This window comes from Lysobacter sp. ISL-50, assembly GCF_018612875.1.
Lineage (GTDB): Bacteria > Pseudomonadota > Gammaproteobacteria > Xanthomonadales > Xanthomonadaceae > Lysobacter.
Genome location: NZ_JAGGRI010000003.1, coordinates 161,094 through 176,714 on the forward strand (window position 1 = coordinate 161,094; position 15,621 = coordinate 176,714).

At 60.2% G+C, this 15,621-nt stretch carries 19 protein-coding genes and 1 pseudogene; 8 read left to right on the forward strand and 12 right to left on the reverse strand.

Annotated features, from left to right (window positions below; translation table 11 throughout):
• Both J7J50_RS02300 and J7J50_RS02305 read left to right on the forward strand, forming a co-directional pair.
• Positions 1-867 (forward strand): plasmid partitioning protein RepB C-terminal domain-containing protein, encoded by an 867-nt coding sequence (locus J7J50_RS02300; RefSeq protein ID WP_215063110.1) that lies wholly within the window; start codon positions 1-3, stop codon positions 865-867.
• An 11-nt stretch (positions 868-878) separates the two neighbouring features.
• A complete protein-coding gene (locus J7J50_RS02305) occupies positions 879-1,799 on the forward strand; it encodes a plasmid partitioning protein RepB C-terminal domain-containing protein (RefSeq protein ID WP_215063108.1) in 921 nt (306 codons plus the stop codon).
• 176 nt (positions 1,800-1,975) lie between these two features.
• Here J7J50_RS02305 and J7J50_RS02310 read toward each other — a convergent pair whose 3' ends face one another.
• From J7J50_RS02310 to J7J50_RS02360, 12 genes and pseudogenes are all read right to left on the reverse strand, one after another.
• Positions 1,976-2,356 carry a VOC family protein gene (locus J7J50_RS02310; RefSeq protein ID WP_215063107.1) on the reverse strand — a complete coding sequence of 127 codons (381 nt, stop codon included), beginning with the start codon at positions 2,354-2,356 and terminating at the stop codon, positions 1,976-1,978.
• Positions 2,357-2,854: 498 nt separating this feature from the next.
• A complete protein-coding gene (locus tag J7J50_RS25235) occupies positions 2,855-3,283 on the reverse strand; it encodes a response regulator (protein WP_343222422.1) in 429 nt (142 codons plus the stop codon).
• Positions 3,269-4,384: pseudogene (locus tag J7J50_RS02315) on the reverse strand (PAS domain S-box protein); the annotation flags it as partial. The pseudogene J7J50_RS02315 and the gene J7J50_RS25235, both read right to left, overlap by 15 nt.
• A gap of 318 nt (positions 4,385-4,702) precedes the next feature.
• Positions 4,703-6,181 (reverse strand): SulP family inorganic anion transporter, encoded by a 1,479-nt coding sequence (locus J7J50_RS02320; RefSeq protein WP_215063103.1) that lies wholly within the window; start codon positions 6,179-6,181, stop codon positions 4,703-4,705.
• Between the two features lie 401 nt (positions 6,182-6,582).
• Positions 6,583-6,906 (reverse strand): hypothetical protein, encoded by a 324-nt coding sequence (locus J7J50_RS02325; protein WP_215063101.1) that lies wholly within the window; start codon positions 6,904-6,906, stop codon positions 6,583-6,585.
• A 63-nt stretch (positions 6,907-6,969) separates the two neighbouring features.
• Complete coding sequence (locus J7J50_RS02330) at positions 6,970-7,485, reverse strand: helix-turn-helix transcriptional regulator (RefSeq protein ID WP_215063099.1); 516 nt, start codon at positions 7,483-7,485, stop codon at positions 6,970-6,972.
• Positions 7,486-7,529: 44 nt separating this feature from the next.
• Complete coding sequence (locus J7J50_RS02335) at positions 7,530-7,973, reverse strand: LacI family transcriptional regulator (RefSeq protein ID WP_215063097.1); 444 nt, start codon at positions 7,971-7,973, stop codon at positions 7,530-7,532.
• Entirely contained in the window at positions 7,970-9,310 is a 1,341-nt protein-coding gene (locus J7J50_RS02340) for a recombinase family protein (protein WP_215063095.1), read from the reverse strand. Before J7J50_RS02340 ends, J7J50_RS02335 begins: the two co-directional genes overlap by 4 nt.
• On the reverse strand, positions 9,307-9,759 hold the full coding sequence (locus J7J50_RS02345) for a recombinase family protein (protein WP_215063093.1): 453 nt from the start codon (positions 9,757-9,759) through the stop codon (positions 9,307-9,309). Before J7J50_RS02345 ends, J7J50_RS02340 begins: the two co-directional genes overlap by 4 nt.
• Complete coding sequence (locus J7J50_RS02350) at positions 9,756-10,112, reverse strand: recombinase family protein (protein WP_215063091.1); 357 nt, start codon at positions 10,110-10,112, stop codon at positions 9,756-9,758. The genes J7J50_RS02345 and J7J50_RS02350 overlap by 4 nt, the downstream gene beginning before the upstream one ends.
• A 13-nt stretch (positions 10,113-10,125) precedes the next feature.
• The gene (locus J7J50_RS02355) at positions 10,126-10,593 is read right to left on the reverse strand and encodes a DUF2924 domain-containing protein (RefSeq protein ID WP_215063089.1); all 468 of its coding nucleotides are present in this window, start codon (positions 10,591-10,593) and stop codon (positions 10,126-10,128) included.
• A 188-nt stretch (positions 10,594-10,781) separates the two neighbouring features.
• Positions 10,782-11,693 carry a hypothetical protein gene (locus J7J50_RS02360; protein ID WP_215063087.1) on the reverse strand — a complete coding sequence of 304 codons (912 nt, stop codon included), beginning with the start codon at positions 11,691-11,693 and terminating at the stop codon, positions 10,782-10,784.
• A 556-nt stretch (positions 11,694-12,249) separates the two neighbouring features.
• Here J7J50_RS02360 and J7J50_RS02365 point away from each other — a divergent pair.
• From J7J50_RS02365 to J7J50_RS02390, 6 genes are all read left to right on the forward strand, one after another.
• On the forward strand, positions 12,250-12,462 hold the full coding sequence (locus tag J7J50_RS02365; RefSeq protein ID WP_215063085.1) for a helix-turn-helix domain-containing protein: 213 nt from the start codon (positions 12,250-12,252) through the stop codon (positions 12,460-12,462).
• Entirely contained in the window at positions 12,459-12,929 is a 471-nt protein-coding gene (locus J7J50_RS02370; RefSeq protein ID WP_215063083.1) for a hypothetical protein, read from the forward strand. The genes J7J50_RS02365 and J7J50_RS02370 overlap by 4 nt, the downstream gene beginning before the upstream one ends.
• Entirely contained in the window at positions 12,926-13,756 is an 831-nt protein-coding gene (locus J7J50_RS02375) for an ATP-binding protein (protein ID WP_215063081.1), read from the forward strand. Before J7J50_RS02370 ends, J7J50_RS02375 begins: the two co-directional genes overlap by 4 nt.
• 14 nt (positions 13,757-13,770) lie before the next feature.
• Positions 13,771-14,391: a hypothetical protein gene (locus J7J50_RS02380; protein ID WP_215063079.1), complete on the forward strand. Its 621-nt coding sequence runs from the start codon at positions 13,771-13,773 to the stop codon at positions 14,389-14,391.
• 207 nt (positions 14,392-14,598) lie between these two features.
• Positions 14,599-14,835, forward strand: a complete 237-nt coding sequence (locus tag J7J50_RS25240) for a DUF6511 domain-containing protein (RefSeq protein ID WP_215063077.1) — start codon at positions 14,599-14,601, stop codon at positions 14,833-14,835.
• Positions 14,832-15,620 (forward strand): PD-(D/E)XK nuclease family protein, encoded by a 789-nt coding sequence (locus J7J50_RS02390; protein WP_251044295.1) that lies wholly within the window; start codon positions 14,832-14,834, stop codon positions 15,618-15,620. Before J7J50_RS25240 ends, J7J50_RS02390 begins: the two co-directional genes overlap by 4 nt.
• Position 15,621: the final 1 nt, after the last annotated feature.

Genomic DNA, 15,621 nt, shown 5'->3' on the forward strand with positions numbered 1-15,621 from the left:
ATGCGTCCAGTCCAAATGATCCCCATCCACCAAATACACGTGCTCAATCCACGGTCCAGGAACCGGCGACAACATAAAGCCATCATCGACAACATTGCGCTGGTCGGCTTGAAGAGACCCATCACGGTCAGCCGTAAGCGCCGCGAGGAAGGGGAGCTGATTTACGATTTGGTGTGTGGACAAGGGCGATTAGAGGCGTACAGAGCACTTTCCCGCTTGAGCATCCCGGCCTTCGTGGTTGAGGCCGGAGAAAGCAAGTGCATGGTGATGAGCTTGGTAGAGAATATTGCACGAAGGCAGAGGCCGGCGATCGAGATAATGCACGAAATTGGAGTTTTGCATCAGCGCGGCTACAGCGACCTGGAGATTGGCCGGAAGATCGGCATGACGTCGCAGTGGGTGGGGCAAGTGGTGACGTTGCTGACGCAAGGCGAGGAGCGACTCGTCGCTGCGGTGGAAACGGGTCTTGTTCCGATCAGTCTGGCGGTGAACATCGCCCGCAGTGACGATACGCAGACACAGCAGCTCCTCGCGGAGGCATATACCAGTGGAGTGCTCAGAGGGAAGAAGCTGGCTTTGGTGCGCAGATTATTGGAGCAGCGCTCCCGAAAAGGTAAAGTCAATCGAGCACAACCGTCGTTGCATCGGGGCAGCCGCAAGTTGACGGTCGAAAATTTAAGGCGTATCTACGAACGCGAGGTCGAGAAGCAGCAAATTTTAATCAAGAAAGCGGACGTGACTCAAAGCCGCTTGCTCTTCGTCATCCAAGCATTGCAAGAGCTGAGGAAGGATGAAGGCTTTACGGAGGTTCTACGAAAAGAAGGAATTGATTCACTTCCTCGCGCGCTAGCGGAGCGAATGACCTGAGTGAGGTGTCTATGAGTGATTCAATCGATAATATTGGAAAGGACGGGTTCGAGGCAGAGACTCGAATGATCCCCATCTCCTCGATAGTTCCGCTAAAGGTTCTATCCAAGGACGTCAAGAAAACGCAGAAATATCGCCAAATCGCTGCCTCGGTCAAAAGCGTGGGCTTGATCGAGCCGCCGGTAGTGTTCCCTGACAAGAAACGCGCGAGCTTCTATCTTTTGGATGGAATGCTGCGGATCGAGGTCATGAAGGATCTAGGTCTGACCGAGGTCGAGTGCTTGATCTCGACCGACGACGAAGGTTACTCCTACAACAAGCAGATCAATCGACTGTCCGTCGTACAGGAGCACCGGATGATCGTTAGAGCAGTAGAGCAAGGAGCCTCGGAAGAAGCGATCGCAGCCGCGCTTAATCTTTCCGTCGCCACCATCCACCAACGTTTCCGCATGCTGGCGGGGCTCTGCGGCGAGGTCGTCGCGCTCCTATCAGATAAGCCTTGCACGATGGTTGTACTCAGAATTCTCAAAAAGATGAAACCGCTGCGGCAAATGCAAGCGGCCGAGCTCATCGTAGGTCAGGGCAACTACTCCACCAGTTTCGCGCTAGCGATCTTGGGAGCCACGTCAGATGACCAACTCGTGGAGCCCAAGCGTGGACGGCAAGGAAGGGTGCCGGGCCCGTCACGTGAGCAGATCGGCCGACTAGAGCGAGAGTTGGCTACGGCACAGCAACGCACACGATTTGTCGAAGAAACATACGGCGTGGATAATCTGTGCCTGACGGTGGCACAGAGCTATCTAGCCAAGCTTTTAAGCAAGAACACCATTCACCGTTGGCTGTCCAAGCATCATTCGGATTACTTGTCCGAATTCCAGTCGATCGTTGCGCTTTCCTCTCTTTCCGTTTCGTCGGATTCGCCTCGCACCTAACTGGCACACCGTTTAGGGCTCTGGCACATCTCTCCGGATCAATGCGAAGAATGACCGCCCATGCGAGCCGAAACTTCTTCGTGGCTCGTTCAAGTCACTCGCAGTGTTATCCAGGAGGATTTCTCGTGCTGAGCTTGGACTCGCCGCACTGAGATCAGGCGGCTGGTCTCTTCCATCTATGTTCTTGCTCGATTAATTTTCGCGTATTCGAACAACTCGACGACATTTCCCGACGGATCCTGAAGCAGGATTTGCCGCCCTGCTCCTGCCTCAGCGATGTCGCCGCGGAAGCTTTCTCCAGCCTTTCGAAGCTCGCCGATCATTTCATCGAGATCATCTGTGACGATCATGAACCTGCTCCACCCACCCGGTTGAGGAGAACCTCCTGCTTTTCCGGCACTGCCGGCCCCGGGCGCATTGAGGAAGAGATATAGATCTTCGCGGGCCAGTTCAGCGAATTTTCCTAGATTGTGCTTCGCGACTGCAAAACCCAAGCGGTCCCGATAGAAGGCAACGGACTTATCGATTTCGTTCGCAATGTATCTAACAGAAGCCATGCGTCTATCTCCTTTGCGTAATGGGCGCGAAATGCTCGGTCAGTAACTCGCAGCCGTTGTTAAACGCGGCCAATGCTGCGCGCAGACATAGTAGTCGCGCTTAGGCATGATGATTCCTTGAAGGAAGCGTGAAAATCTAGTGCCGAGCACTTGACGGTTTATTCCAGCCGAAGCCGCTTCGCGGCTCGGCTCTATTCCGGCGTTAGGCACCACAGTCAGCCGATCAGAGCGAAGTTCCAATTCTTCCGCTTCAGCCTGAAATGAATCGCCCTGGGTGTGGACGGTCGTTGGCCGGCGGGCGCACGGGGCTCGAGTTCACTTCAACATCAAAGTGCATTACTAACTGTTGACCGGTCACTGGCCGCCTCGATGGTGCTATCGAAGGCCACGACGCGGTGGCGCTGCACTTCGCACGGTGGTATGTCCGATGCCCCACGGCAAGTACCGGCCAGTCCACGCGCCCGTATATTTCAGGCCAACGGCGGCGGACCCCATAGGTCACTGCGGCGAGCCATCCCTATGTGGCGCCGTGCGACGCGGCGAGCGCTTCAGGAGACGATCTAGATCAGAGAAGTCATAAGGTTTCGGCAAAAATTCGCAGTTGGGCGGCATGCTTGGTAACCAGTTCGGTGAATAGCCCGATGTCAGGATGACGCGGAGATTGGGTCTGGACTCATGAAGTTGGTTCGCCAAGTCGATGCCCGTTAACCCGCCCGGCATGGATACGTCGCTAAAGACGATGTCGATTGACGTGCCGCTGCTCACGATGTCTAGGGCCTCTTGAGCGGTCTTTGCGGTAACTAGGCTGTATCCTGCATCGACCAAGCTGTCTGATGCGATGTCCAGGATGTTCTCGTCATCGTCTACAAATAGAACGGTCGTTTTCGCCTCCGCAGGTTCCTGTCCCGTCAGAGGAAAATGCAACAAGACGCAGGTGCCTTGTCCGGCCACCGATTGGAGTTCTAGTGAGCCCCCAGACTGCTGGGCGAAGCCATACACTTGGCTGAGGCCAAGCCCGCTGCCGCGTCCGACCTCCTTGGTTGTATAAAACGGTTCAGTGGCTCGTTGAGCCACCTCGACCGACATGCCTTCGCCGTCGTCCGAGACCGAAATAGTCAGCATCTCTCCAGAGACATAAGTCGCAAGGCAGATTCGTCCAGTGGGCTTCTTGATTGCGTCTCGAGCATTGATCACGAGATTCAACAGCGCCGCTTCCAATTGCGTGGGGTCAACTTGCAGCACTGTATTAGTGCTGCGAAGGTCGTAGACCAGTTCGATATGTTCGTCGCATACGCGACTGAGCAACATGTCTATTTCGCGCAGGAGCGCATCCACCTCAATCGTCTTCGGGCGCAGTGCCTGACCGCGAGAGAAGGCTAAGAGCTGTTTGGTCAGGCGTGTGCCTCGGTCCAGAGCACGACGGGCGGTGGCCAAGGCACGACCGTGCTTTTCCTCATCATGGCGAACGGTAGCCATGCGACCCAGGCTGTTAGCGATAACCGTAAGAAGATTGTTGAAATCATGGGACAAGCCATAGGTCAGCTGGCCGACCGCCTCAAGCTTCTGTGCCTGAAACAGCGCACTCTGAGCGTCGGCAAGCGCCTGTTCGGCTTTCTTGCGCTCGGTAATATCGCGGGTGACCTTAGCGAATCCCAGGAGCATCCCATCCTGCCGGATGGCATCGATGATAACGTGGGCGCAGAATCGCGTTCCATCCTTGCGCACCCGCCAGCCCTCCGCTTCGAACCGACCGGTGCTGCCGGCTTCGGCCAGTGCGGCTTCAGGGGCGCCAGCTGCAATGTCCTGCGGCGTGTAAAACATCGAGAAGTGCCGGTCAATCACCTCAGGGGCTCGGTAGCCGCAAATGCGTTCACCGCCTGGGTTCCAACTTGCAATGATGCCGTTCGGGTCCAGCATATAAATGGCGTAATCAACCACGCCGCTGATTAGGAGTTCGAACTGGCGGGACTCGTTAATCAGCGGAGCACCCTCGTGCGATTCGGCCGGTTCATGGGCAGGAGTCGTCATTGAGGTGTCTTCCGGGGCGGGAGAATAGCCTGCGACCAAACAATGACGAAGTTGTTAAGATGGCTAGAGATAGGGCGCCATTCCCAAAGTGATGCAAATTTCGTGCCTGCCGTGGAGGCTCGGTACCCAAGGCCGGACAGTCGTCAATCAGCGTGCGTCGTACCGGAAAAAGTTGCGTGTGGATGAAGATGTTGAGCCCTTCTCAAGATTAAGCATCTGGATATGGCCATCCACTAGATCTACTTTTCCGAAGCCGCTTCGCGGCTCGGCCGTTCACGTCTCATCCTGGCAACCGGACGTCCGTCAACTCGATAGCGGTCAGTGCCCTAGGTTCAAGGTGGAGTTTTTGTCCCGATGCTGGTTCAACCGCTCGACTAGCGTCTCGCTGGCGTGATTCAGGCCAACGACTTCGACCTCGGCGCCATGCGCCCGCAGCTTCAGCACGACACGATCGAGCGCGCCGACCGCGCTCAGATCCCAGAAGTGCGCCGCGGTCAGGTCGATGACCACCGTCTTCGCCGCGTGGATGAAGTCGAAACTGTTGACGAACTGGGTGGCGGAGGCGAAGAAAACTTCGCCACGCACCGAATAGACGCGGACGCCGTCTTCGCGGTCGTGATCGCCGACTTCCAGCATCGCGCTGACCCGGCGGGCGAACGACAGCGCCGTCAGCAGCACGCCGGTCAGCACTCCCTTGGCGAGGTCATGGGTGGCGACGGTGACGACGACCGTACCGATCATGATGATCGACGCGCTCGCCGGATGGGCCCTGAGGTCGGCGATCGACTTCCACTGAAACGTACCGATGCTGACCATGATCATGACCGCTACCAGCGCCGCCATCGGGATGCGCCCGACCCACTCGGACGCATAGACCACCAACAGCAGGAGCACCACGCCGGCGACGAGGCAGGACAGGCGACCGCGCCCGCCCGCGGTCACGTTAATGACCGACTGGCCGATCATCGCGCAGCCCGCCATGCCGCCGAACAGGCCCGCAACGATGTTGGCCGCGCCTTGGCCGCCGCATTCGCGGCGACGATGGGTCGGCGTATCGGTCATGTCCTCTACAATCTGCGCGGTCATCAGGGACTCCAGCAGGCCGACCACGGCCAACGTCGCCGATACCGGCAGCAAGATCCGCAAGGTCTCCCAGGTCGGCGGCACGTCGGGGAGCAGGAAGCGCGGCAGTTCGCTGGGTAGCTGGCCCATATCGCTGACGGTCCGGATATCCAGCCCGAGCCCCATCGCCACCGCGGTCAAGACGACGATGGCGACCAAAGGCGACGGCACCGCGCGAGTCGCCAACGGCAGCAGGTAGATGATCGCCAAGCCTGCTGCACAGACCGCATAAACCGTCCACGGCATGCCGATCAGTTCCGGCAACTGGGCCAGGAAGATCAGGATGGCCAGCGCATTGACGAAGCCGGTCACCACCGAACGGGAAACGAAGCGCATCAAGGCGTTCAACCGCAGTGCGCCCGCACCGATCTGCAGGATGCCGGTCAGTATCGTGGCGGCGAAAAGGTATTGCACGCCGTGGTCTTTGACCAAACCCACCATCAGCAGCGCCATGGCCCCGGTTGCGGCGGAAATCATGCCCGGTCGGCCGCCGGCGATCGCGGTGATCACCGCGATGCAGAACGAGGCATACAGGCCGACCTTGGGGTCGACGCCGGCGATGATGGAGAACGCGATGGCTTCAGGAATGAGCGCCAGCGCGACCAGCAGACCGGACAACAGGTCGCCGCGGACATTGCCGAACCACTGCTCGCGCAGGGAATAGGAGACGGACATGGAACACTCCACGCGCACCTAGCGGGCGCGCCTTGCAGGATCATAGGGAGAGGCACGACGAAATGCGCCCGAACTAAGGGCGGGTAACCTGATGCATTGGGTCAGGGTGGTGTCATTCGTGCGGAGTGGTACCTAGTCAGTCCACGCAGTCTATCGCGCTTCAACACGCCGGCTCAATCGTTGGAAACCGCGGATGCAGGCTGGCGGGGCGGCAGACGGCTTAGTTGCTGACAGTTGGATAAGGATGAGTGTATTTGATCCCGTGAGCAAGCGAACTGTCATTCGGCGACAAAGAGCTGCGACCGGTACATTTCGCTTCACGGCCGAGAAAGCGAAACGGTGAGGGCTAATTCGCGGTAGCCGCGCCGACCTTCTGGGCCTAGTCTCTGCGTTGAGGGAACTTACCCCGATACCGTTGTCATCGGCCACGGCGCGGCCAGTTCGGCACGTACGACCTCCCCTTGACCGGCCAGCCAACGCGCGACCCAGCCCACGGCGGCGGCGTCCGTGCGAAACGGGCGGGTCACGTGGTCTTTGACACTCCGGTGTCGTCGGATCGTGGCGATCGCACCGTCAGAATCCCGCGCGGGCGTGATCGTCGCCAGCCACGCGTCGATGTCGTCATCGGGAACTGCCACCAGATGGGGCGGCAGGATCGAGCTCGTGAAAGGCGCCTCCCAATGGAAGCCAGGAGGCAGGCTCTGCGATAGCTGATGGGCGTCCATGGTGCGGACGCTAAATCACCGGCGTCTCGTAAACCGAGACGCCAAAAGCTCCGCGCGGTCGGACTACTCCTTCGCAGCCGGCTTAGCGGTCGAACCCTTCTTCGCCGGGGCTTTCTTTTTTGCCTTGGCGGCCGGCACGGTTGCCTGTGCTTGGGCCAGTAGGTCCTGCACCTGTGCTTTGGACAACCCGCGGATCAAGGCGATCTTGTCCAAGAACTCTTGGCGAGGACGGGTTTCGGTCTGTTCCCAGTTGTAAAGCGTCTGCGAACTGGCGCCGAGCAACGGTGCGAACGCGTCGCGCGACAGTCCCAGCCGCTCCCGCAATTTGCGCAGAAGTGCGCCGGAGTACCGCGACTGTTTGCCTGACTCGCTGGAACCCGCCTTGGCTGGCGTGTTCTTAGACGTGCCTTTAGACAACTTCACAACATCACGTTGCAGCTTCTCCACTTCATTCTTGAGCGCGGAAATCGCTTTTCGCTGCGCCAGAACCTGCGCCCGAAGCGGATCAACCTGTTGCCGCATTTCCTTCCGCGCCAGTCGGGTGATCTCATCTTTTAAAACAGTAGCGATGTTCGGCATGCATGCTTCCTTATATTGAACGTTCAGGGAAAACGACCAGAGCGCTAGGACCTAATCGCCAATCCTGGCGATAGGCCAAGGCGATCAAGCTGATCCTGCCACAGAAGTGGCGGGCTCATGCCCAACCGATCGATCTGCACATCGGGCACGGTGTCATCCAGAATCCCGGCGATGATCTCGGGGGCCAGCAGCGTCAAATTGATGATTCGGCCTACATAACTGTTGTCGGTGGATTCGCGTTCCGCGATCTCTTTTGCGGAAGCGACCTCACCGCTGTCCAACATGCCCCGCCACCGAAAGCCTCGGGCCAGCGCTCGTTGCAACGATGTCAGGTCGGACGCCGATGCCGCTGCCGCGACGTCTTTCGGAAGTCCGATTCGCTTTCGCCCCGCACGCCGGGTGATGCTGACCGGCAGGATGACCGTCAGCGCGCCATCGCTGGTCACGATAATGTTCGGCGATCCGGCCATTTTCAGCATCGGCTTCATGCCGCCACCGCCTGGGATTCAAACGCGCTAGCAAGCGATGTGATCCCGTTGGGGTGAAACCTGATCTCGATGGCTTCCGGCCGCACCACGACCTGCTCCACCAGTAATTTGACCAGCCGCTGCTGCTCAGCGGGGAACAAGGCGTCCCAAACCTGATCAAACTGGCGCAGCGCCACCGTGACCTGGGCTTCGTCCAACGCGCAATCGAGCGCGACCGCCTTCTGCGTGATGAGCTGGAGCATCTCCTCGGACGTCAGCAGCGTTCGCAAGTACGACATGACGAGGGACTCGACTTCCTGCGCCGGCAAACGTGGTATCTGGGTCGCCGCCTTACCTTCATGAATCTGAGTGGTACTCAGGTAGTAGCGATACATCCGACCATTGCGTTTGGTGGTGTGCCACGGCGTCAGCGCCCGGCGATCCGGTCCGACCAATAGCCCCTTGAGCAGGAAATGCACGCCTGCGCGACTGGCATTGCCGCGAGCGTGGGCGTTCTTGCTCAGCACCGCATGCACTTGCTCCCACACCGCCGCTTCAATGATGGGTGGATGGCAGTCCTTGAAGTACTGATCCAGATGCTTCAGTTCTCCGAGATAGGTGTGGTTGTGCAGAATCTTTTGGATCGTGCTTCTGTCGTGGGGTTGGGGCTCCCGAACGCGGCCATCGCGCGTTGTCCACGCCTTGCTCTGGTAGCCCATGCCGCGCATGTCGTTGACCACGGTCAAAATCGACTCAGTCTCGATCAAGCGGCGGAAGATCATGCGGACTTGCGCTGCCTCGGCGTGGTTTACGACCAAGCGCCGGTCCTTAACGTCGTAGCCAAGCGGTGGGATGCCATGCATCCACAGCCCCTTCTTCTTACTGGCTAGCATCTTGTCACGTACCCGATCCACGGCCAGCTCGCGTTCAAACTGGGCAAACGTCATCATCATGTTCAAGGTCATGCGGCCCACCGCATCCTTGGTGCTGAAATTCTCGGTGATCGACACCAGCGTGACCTTGTGCTGCTCCAGGAAGTCGATCAGCACCGGAAAGTCGCGCATCGACCGCGTCAATCGGTCCAGCTTGTAAACCACCACCACGTCAATCCGACCCTGCCGGATGTCCTCCATCAAGCGTTGCAAGACCGGCCGGTTCATGTCGCGCGCCGACACAGCGAGTTCGTCGTAGTCGTCGGCGACCTGCGCCCAACCCTCGCTGCGCCGGCTGGCGATATAGTTCGAGCCACCATCGCGTTGCGCCTCAATGGAGTTGTACTCGCGCTCCAACCCCTCTTCGTTTGATTTGCGCGCATAGACAGCGCAGCGCAGTCGCCTTGCTGTGGGCGCGGTCGTCATTGATTTGCCTCGACAAGCATCGCTGCCGCGACGTGTGCGTTCACCACCACCACGTTTTCGGGGTCGAAGTTCTGCATCAACCTACGAGCTTCCGCAACCGATGTCGCTAACTCGGCCCACTCATTGATTACGACGCAGTCGAAGTGGTCCTGTTTAACCGCATGCAGCAGGCGTTGCAGCTCCGGCCGAACCCATGGATCGAGATGGCGTTCCGCGTCGATGAACAGCGTGGCAGGCTGACTGGCGCCCAATTGCGCCATCGCCTTTTCGGCGAGTTTTCGTTGAAAGACGAGCTCCTCGACCTCCTTATTCGGTATGTAGCAATACACAGCGAATCGCATGTTTTCCATCTCAAGCATGTTGGGTTCCCTAGCAGGGTTGGACTGGCCCGGACGAGCGGGTACTTTTAGATTGCGAGCGTGGCGGTCGGGCGGGATAGCAGCGGTCATGCGGCGATCCTCACCAATACGCCCTCTCGGATTCGACATTCCACGACGAGTACGCCGCACTGGTGGAAATAACGTTGCAGCCGCTGCACGCCTGAGTCGGTCGGCGCCAACCGCGCCCAATCGGTCACGGCGATGCAGTCGATAACGCCGCCAGCGGCGTCCAACAACAAACGCTGGAAGGCGGGCCGCACCATGGTCTCGGCGCAGTAGCCGTCGTCGGCGTAGTGGCGAACGTCGAAATCCGATCCTGCACAGCGGTCGATGACCGACGAGATGCCTTGTTGCTGATGCGCGATGAAGCCGGCATCAGGCTGGGACGATTGGCAGTAGATCGCGATGTGTAGCGTGTTCATGATTTGTCTCATGTCAATTATTCCCTGCGCTGCTGCGCAGACCAAAGAAGGCTGGCCCCGACCATCGGGTGCCGGTGATTTCACGCGCGATCTTGGACAAGCTGGTGAACTGCCGGCCCTCATATTCGAACAGGCCACCTTCAAGCACGGTCACCCGGTGCAGCTTTCCATCGTGAACCCGAGTAAGAACGCTGCCGACCAGTGGCGCGGCGGTAGCAGCACGTCGGCTTACGCGGCCGGTATCCAGCAGTTGCTGGGTGCGGCGCGCGTTGTCTTCGATCAGCTTCGGATGCGTGACCCGATAGGCGTCCTCTTGAATTCGGTGCGCCAGTCGCCGCACGACATAGCGCCGGTTGTTGATGCCCGGTGGCGCACCGAATAGATCGACCCACTTGGCTTTGAGCTGAATCCAGGACATGTCTGGGAGCGCAGCGATCTGCGCGGCGGTGGATGCTGTTTCATTTGACGGTTGCGATGACACGCTAGCCTCCGGGGCTCTCCAAGGTGTTGACATAGACCCTCGGTTCCCCCGGGTTATCAAGTCCAACTTCGGCGGAGAGTTTCTCCATCGCTCGTCTCCTCGCTCGCAGCCTGATTAACGCCCTGGCGATCAACTCCGCCGCCGCATCGATTCGCTCACCTGCGATCCTGATTTCATTAGGAAGTCGATCAGCTTTCATCGGCTTCTCCCTCGGATTTGGCAGGCACGACATCCTTACGAATCCACACTTCGCCGTTCTTGTGATCGATGAATCGAAAGAATTCGGGCTTCATCAGCTGATGCAGACTCGTGTACTTCCCGCGGTACTTTGATCTGCGCAGCAACGAATCTGTGCTTACCCGCTTCATGCCCCGACCGTGCGCTTCCGCCAAGCCGCGAAAGAACCGGCGCTGTCCGCGACGAAGCAGCAGTTCTTCATCGCCCAAGATGAGGCGATCCGCATTCGAGGTAAGACGAAACCACAACGGGGGCGGCGTCGAAACCAACTCGGCCAAACGCTCCACGTTGAGCCACAGCCCTTCGGTTTCCAGCTTTGCCACCTCCATCAACGGAACGATGAAGCGGTCGGGCTCAGCCAAATCACCGTCCAGCAGCGTGGACGTCGTGAGCACGATCTGCCGGGTTCCATTTTCTGAGCGCAGTACGTCCGAGGTTTGGTCGTAGATAACATCCCAACCGCACCGCACGAGATAGACGGGAACTCGACCTGCTTTCGTCTTGAGGTAGGCAAGGCGCCACAACCTGTTCTCGATGAGCATCGTCGGCAACTGATCAGCGCGAGCCATCTGCTGAGTCAGCGCTCTAGGCAACCATTCGCGATTGATCTGGACCGACTGGAAGGTTGCGCCCAGTTCAACCACGCCGCCGCACTTGGTGCAGCGCAGGCCATGATCGCCGTGCATATAGCTCTGCCTTACACCGCCAAGATGACAATCCATGCACTGCACTCGTATGGTTCGCCGGGGCGTGTTCAACGCGCCCAGGACAAGCAGATTGTTGGTCCCGTCGCTTTCATCAACAGGCATAAGGGCATCCACCGGTTCGCGTTCGAACCAGCGCAAAAATCGTTTAAACAACACAAAACGTCCTTCAGAAAATCGCGGCCAAAGACGGCCCGTCAAGCCGTAAACGGCTTGCTGACGAAGCGCTCAGCAGTTGGGATCAGCGGATCGGCGAAGCCGTAGCCGCTAGTCGTCCGAGTTGTACGCGATCAAGGTCTATATCGAGTGCGTACACGCGATGACCGCAACCCGGAATGCCGAGTTGCGCTATCAGGAGGCGATGGAAGGATCGACCTACAGAGGGTCGCGGCAGCGCCGCGCGGTAAAACAGTCCGTTGTTCATGGGGTGGTCGCCTGCGACCAAATCTTGCTGCAATTGTTTGCTGAATAAAGCCTATGCGGCTTCCCTGCGGTGCGCAATATCACCGACGCGACTATTTCGTCCGCCATGCTGATTCGGGCATGCCGATTCATCATTCGTTTGGATAACGGCGTGGTCGAACTAGAAATCGGCCTCGATTCCTAGCTATTTCTAGCTGATTCCTAGCTCGTTTCCCTATTTCGCTCCTAGCCACTTTGGCACCACGCTTCTCCACGGCACGCGTGTGCCGATGCATGAGAGGAGTTATTCACCGTGAGCAGTACCCACCTTTCCACCGAGCAGTTGGCCGCGCGCTGGGACGTCACCGTCGACACGATCGAGCGATGGCGATCCGAAGGCATCGGGCCGCGCTTCTTGAAAGTGACGCGCGCTATCCGCTATCGGCTCAGTGACGTCGAAGCGTTCGAGGAAGTCTCGGTGCGGTCTCCGCAGGACGCGGCAACCTCCACGGGAGCGCGCGCATGAGCCTGTTGCAACGCTGTGTGGACCGGCCCGCCACCGAGCTGGCCGCCTACGCGCCGGAATTGTTGCTCGATCTCAAGCGGGAGGCGTCCGCCGCGCTGGCCGTCGCCCAGGCGCACGCCGAGTTGGTCGATCGCGCCCTGGAGCTGAAGTACAACCACCTCGCCCAAGCGAAGCGCTTGGCCGCCGGCAAGGACACCGGATCGGTCACCTTCAGCGACGGGCCGGTCCGGGTGAGCGTGGACCTGCCGAAGAAGGTTGAATGGGATCAAGCAACGCTCGCACGCATCGCCGATCGCATTCGCGCAGCGGGCCAAGACCCGAACGAGTTCCTGGCCATCACCTACAAGGTGAGCGAAAGCAAATACACCGCTTGGCCGGAGTCCATGCGGACTTCGTTTGATCCCGCCCGAACCCTCAAGACCGGGAAGCCCACGGTCCGGCTGTCCCTGCCGGGGGATGCGGCATGAGCGGCCTGCCCATCATCACCGCGGATCAGCGACTGGCGGAGTCGCGCGGGGTCAAGGGCGTCCTTGTCGGTCGCTGGGGCCTGGGCAAGACCTACCAGCTGTGGACGCTCGATCCGACCAGCACCTTGTTTATCGACATCGAGGCCGGCGACCTGGCGGTGATGGAGTGGCCGGGCGACAGCCTGCGTCCGCGCACCTGGGAAGAGTGCCGCGACATCGCCGTCCTCCTGGGCGGTCCGAATCCGGCGCTGCGCGACGGCCAGTCCTTCAGTCGGTCGCATTTTGAGGAGGCCCGCCAACGAATCGGCGACCCCGCCAAGCTGGACAAGTACCGCACCCTCTTCATCGACTCGATCACCGTCGCGGGCCGGCTGTGCCTGCAATGGTGCAAGGGCCAGCCGCAGGCGTTCTCCGACCGGACCAACAAACCCGACACGCGCGGCGCCTACGGCCTGATGGGTCAAGAGATGGTGGCGTGGCTGACCCACATCCAGCACGCCCGCGGCAAGCACGTCTGGTTCGTCGGCATCCTCGATGAGCGAAACGACGAATTCAACCGCAGGGTCTACGAGTTGCAGATCGACGGTTCCAAGACCGGCCTGGAACTGCCCGGCATCGTCGATGAAGTGATCACCCTGGCCGAGATCGCGCCCAGCGAGGGCGCTCCCTACCGCGCCTTCATTTGCCACACCGGTAATCCGTGGGGCTTTCCCGCCAAGGACCGCTCCGGCCGGCTCGACATGGTCGAGCCGCCGGATCTGGGCCGGCTCATGCGCAAGCTCGGCGCCCCCGAGGCCGCCACGCCCGAGCAAACCTCTCCCGAATAATCCGCAGGAATCCCATGTCCACCTGGAACAATTTCAATGACGCCGAGAATCCGGCGTTCGCGCTCATCCCCAAGGGCACGCTGGTCAAGGTCCGCATGACCATCAGACCCGGTGGCTACAACGACGCCAACCAAGGCTGGCTGCACGGCTGGGCCACTCGCGGCGACAGCGGGTCGGTCTACCTCAATGGCGAGTTCGTCGTCATGGAAGGCAAGTACGCGAAGCGCAAGCTGTGGTCGAACATCGGCCTGTACAGCGCGAAGGGACCGACGTGGAGCCAGATGGGGCGCAGCTTCATCAAGGGCGCGCTGAACTCCGCGCTCGGCCTGCACCCCGACGATATGGGTGCGACCGCGCAGGCCGGGCGCTGCATCGCCAGCTTCGGCGACCTCGACGGACTGACCTTCGCCGCCCAAGTCGATTGGGAGAAGGATGGCTACGGCCAGGACAAGGCGGTGATCAAGATGCCGATCATGCCCGACCACCCGCAGTACAAAGAGGTGATGGGCGCAGTGCCGGTGGCAGCCGGCGTCGGTGCCGCGCACACCGCGGCCGTGCCGGCGCACGTCGCGCACGCGGCGCAGACGCCGGCCGCCGCGCCGCCGGTGGCGGGTCGCCCCGCGTGGGCGCAGTGACGGCGGCGGTTGCCGATGACCCCGTGTTGGGGCTGCGGCCGACCCGCGCGCGGCTTCGGCCATCTGGACCTGCGCCGCCGGATCGGTGATCCGCGGCGCACGCCGTACCGATGGACGTTCTGTTCGACCACCTGTCAGAACGCCTTCCACCAACTCTACGACACCCGATGCCGGAGCGATCCGGCGTCGTTAGAGGAGCTATTGCCCGTGACCCACCCGCTCACCCATGACGCGCAGCGCGCTTGCCTGAAAGCGCTCACGACCGTGGCCGAGAGTATCGGCTTCGACGTCCCGTTGAACCACTACAGCCAAGCGCAAGCCATCGAGGTCATCGAATCGATCACGCAAGCCTACGAATCGTCGATTCGCGGGCAGTCCAATCCGGCGGCCTACAAGGTCGCGCTGCCGCTGGATGGATTCGAGAACGACTCAATTCCTTTTTGAATTTTGGCATTGCCATTTTCTTTTTGGCATTTGCCACCTTCGCAGCCGAATCTATGCTTGATTTCAACACACACGACGTATCCGAACAGATCGGCGCGCTCGTCGACTCCGCGATGGAACGCGAGGCGGCCTTGCTGCCGCCGCGCGCTTACCTGGGCGCATCGAGCCTGGGCGAAGACTGCGCGCGCCGACTGCAGTTCCAATACTTCGACGCGCCCAAGGATTACGGCCGGCATTTTCCTGGCCGCGTACTACGCGTGTTTGCGCGCGGCCACCGCGTCGAGGACTGGATGGCCGACTGGCTGCGGCTGGCCGGTTTCGAGCTGCACACGCTCACCGATCAAGGCGAGCAGTTCGGCTTCGCCGCCGCCGCAGGCCGCGTTCGCGGACACGCCGATGGCGTGATCGTCGCCGGCCCGGGCGGGTTCCATTACCCGATGCTCTGGGAAAACAAGGCCGTGGGTCTGAAGACGTTCCGCGAGCTTCAGCGCAAGCGATTGTTCGCCAGCCGTCCGGTCTACGCCACGCAGGTCGCGATGTACCAAGCGTACCTCGGCCTGCACGAACACCCGGCGTTGTTCACCGCCATCTGCGCCGACGACATGTCGATCTACGCCGAGCGTGTCGTGTTCGATCGCGGTCTGGCGCAGCGCGCGTCAGACCGCGCCGTCGAGATCCTGCGCGCATGTGATGCCGCCGAACTGCTTCCCCGCATTTCCACCACCCCCACTCACCAAGCCTGTCGGTACTGCCCCTGGCAGGACCGCTGCTGGTCCCTGCACTAAC

Bases quoted from the DNA above. Each gene is read 5' to 3' on its own strand.
- J7J50_RS02350 (WP_215063091.1), bottom strand. From the start codon at position 10,112: ATGAACACGCTACACATCGCGATCTACTGCCAATCGTCCCAGCCTGAT.
- J7J50_RS02370 (WP_215063083.1), top strand. From the start codon at position 12,459: ATGAGCCTGTTGCAACGCTGTGTGGACCGGCCCGCCACCGAGCTGGCC.
- J7J50_RS02325 (WP_215063101.1), bottom strand. From the start codon at position 6,906: ATGGACGCCCATCAGCTATCGCAGAGCCTGCCTCCTGGCTTCCATTGG.
- J7J50_RS02380 (WP_215063079.1), top strand. From the start codon at position 13,771: ATGTCCACCTGGAACAATTTCAATGACGCCGAGAATCCGGCGTTCGCG.
- J7J50_RS02345 (WP_215063093.1), bottom strand. From the start codon at position 9,759: ATGACCGCTGCTATCCCGCCCGACCGCCACGCTCGCAATCTAAAAGTA.
- J7J50_RS02330 (WP_215063099.1), bottom strand. From the start codon at position 7,485: ATGCCGAACATCGCTACTGTTTTAAAAGATGAGATCACCCGACTGGCG.
- J7J50_RS02310 (WP_215063107.1), bottom strand. From the start codon at position 2,356: ATGGCTTCTGTTAGATACATTGCGAACGAAATCGATAAGTCCGTTGCC.
- J7J50_RS02340 (WP_215063095.1), bottom strand. From the start codon at position 9,310: ATGACGACCGCGCCCACAGCAAGGCGACTGCGCTGCGCTGTCTATGCG.
- J7J50_RS02300 (WP_215063110.1), top strand. From the start codon at position 1: ATGCGTCCAGTCCAAATGATCCCCATCCACCAAATACACGTGCTCAAT.
- J7J50_RS02320 (WP_215063103.1), bottom strand. From the start codon at position 6,181: ATGTCCGTCTCCTATTCCCTGCGCGAGCAGTGGTTCGGCAATGTCCGC.
- J7J50_RS02305 (WP_215063108.1), top strand. From the start codon at position 879: ATGAGTGATTCAATCGATAATATTGGAAAGGACGGGTTCGAGGCAGAG.
- J7J50_RS02335 (WP_215063097.1), bottom strand. From the start codon at position 7,973: ATGAAGCCGATGCTGAAAATGGCCGGATCGCCGAACATTATCGTGACC.
- J7J50_RS02375 (WP_215063081.1), top strand. From the start codon at position 12,926: ATGAGCGGCCTGCCCATCATCACCGCGGATCAGCGACTGGCGGAGTCG.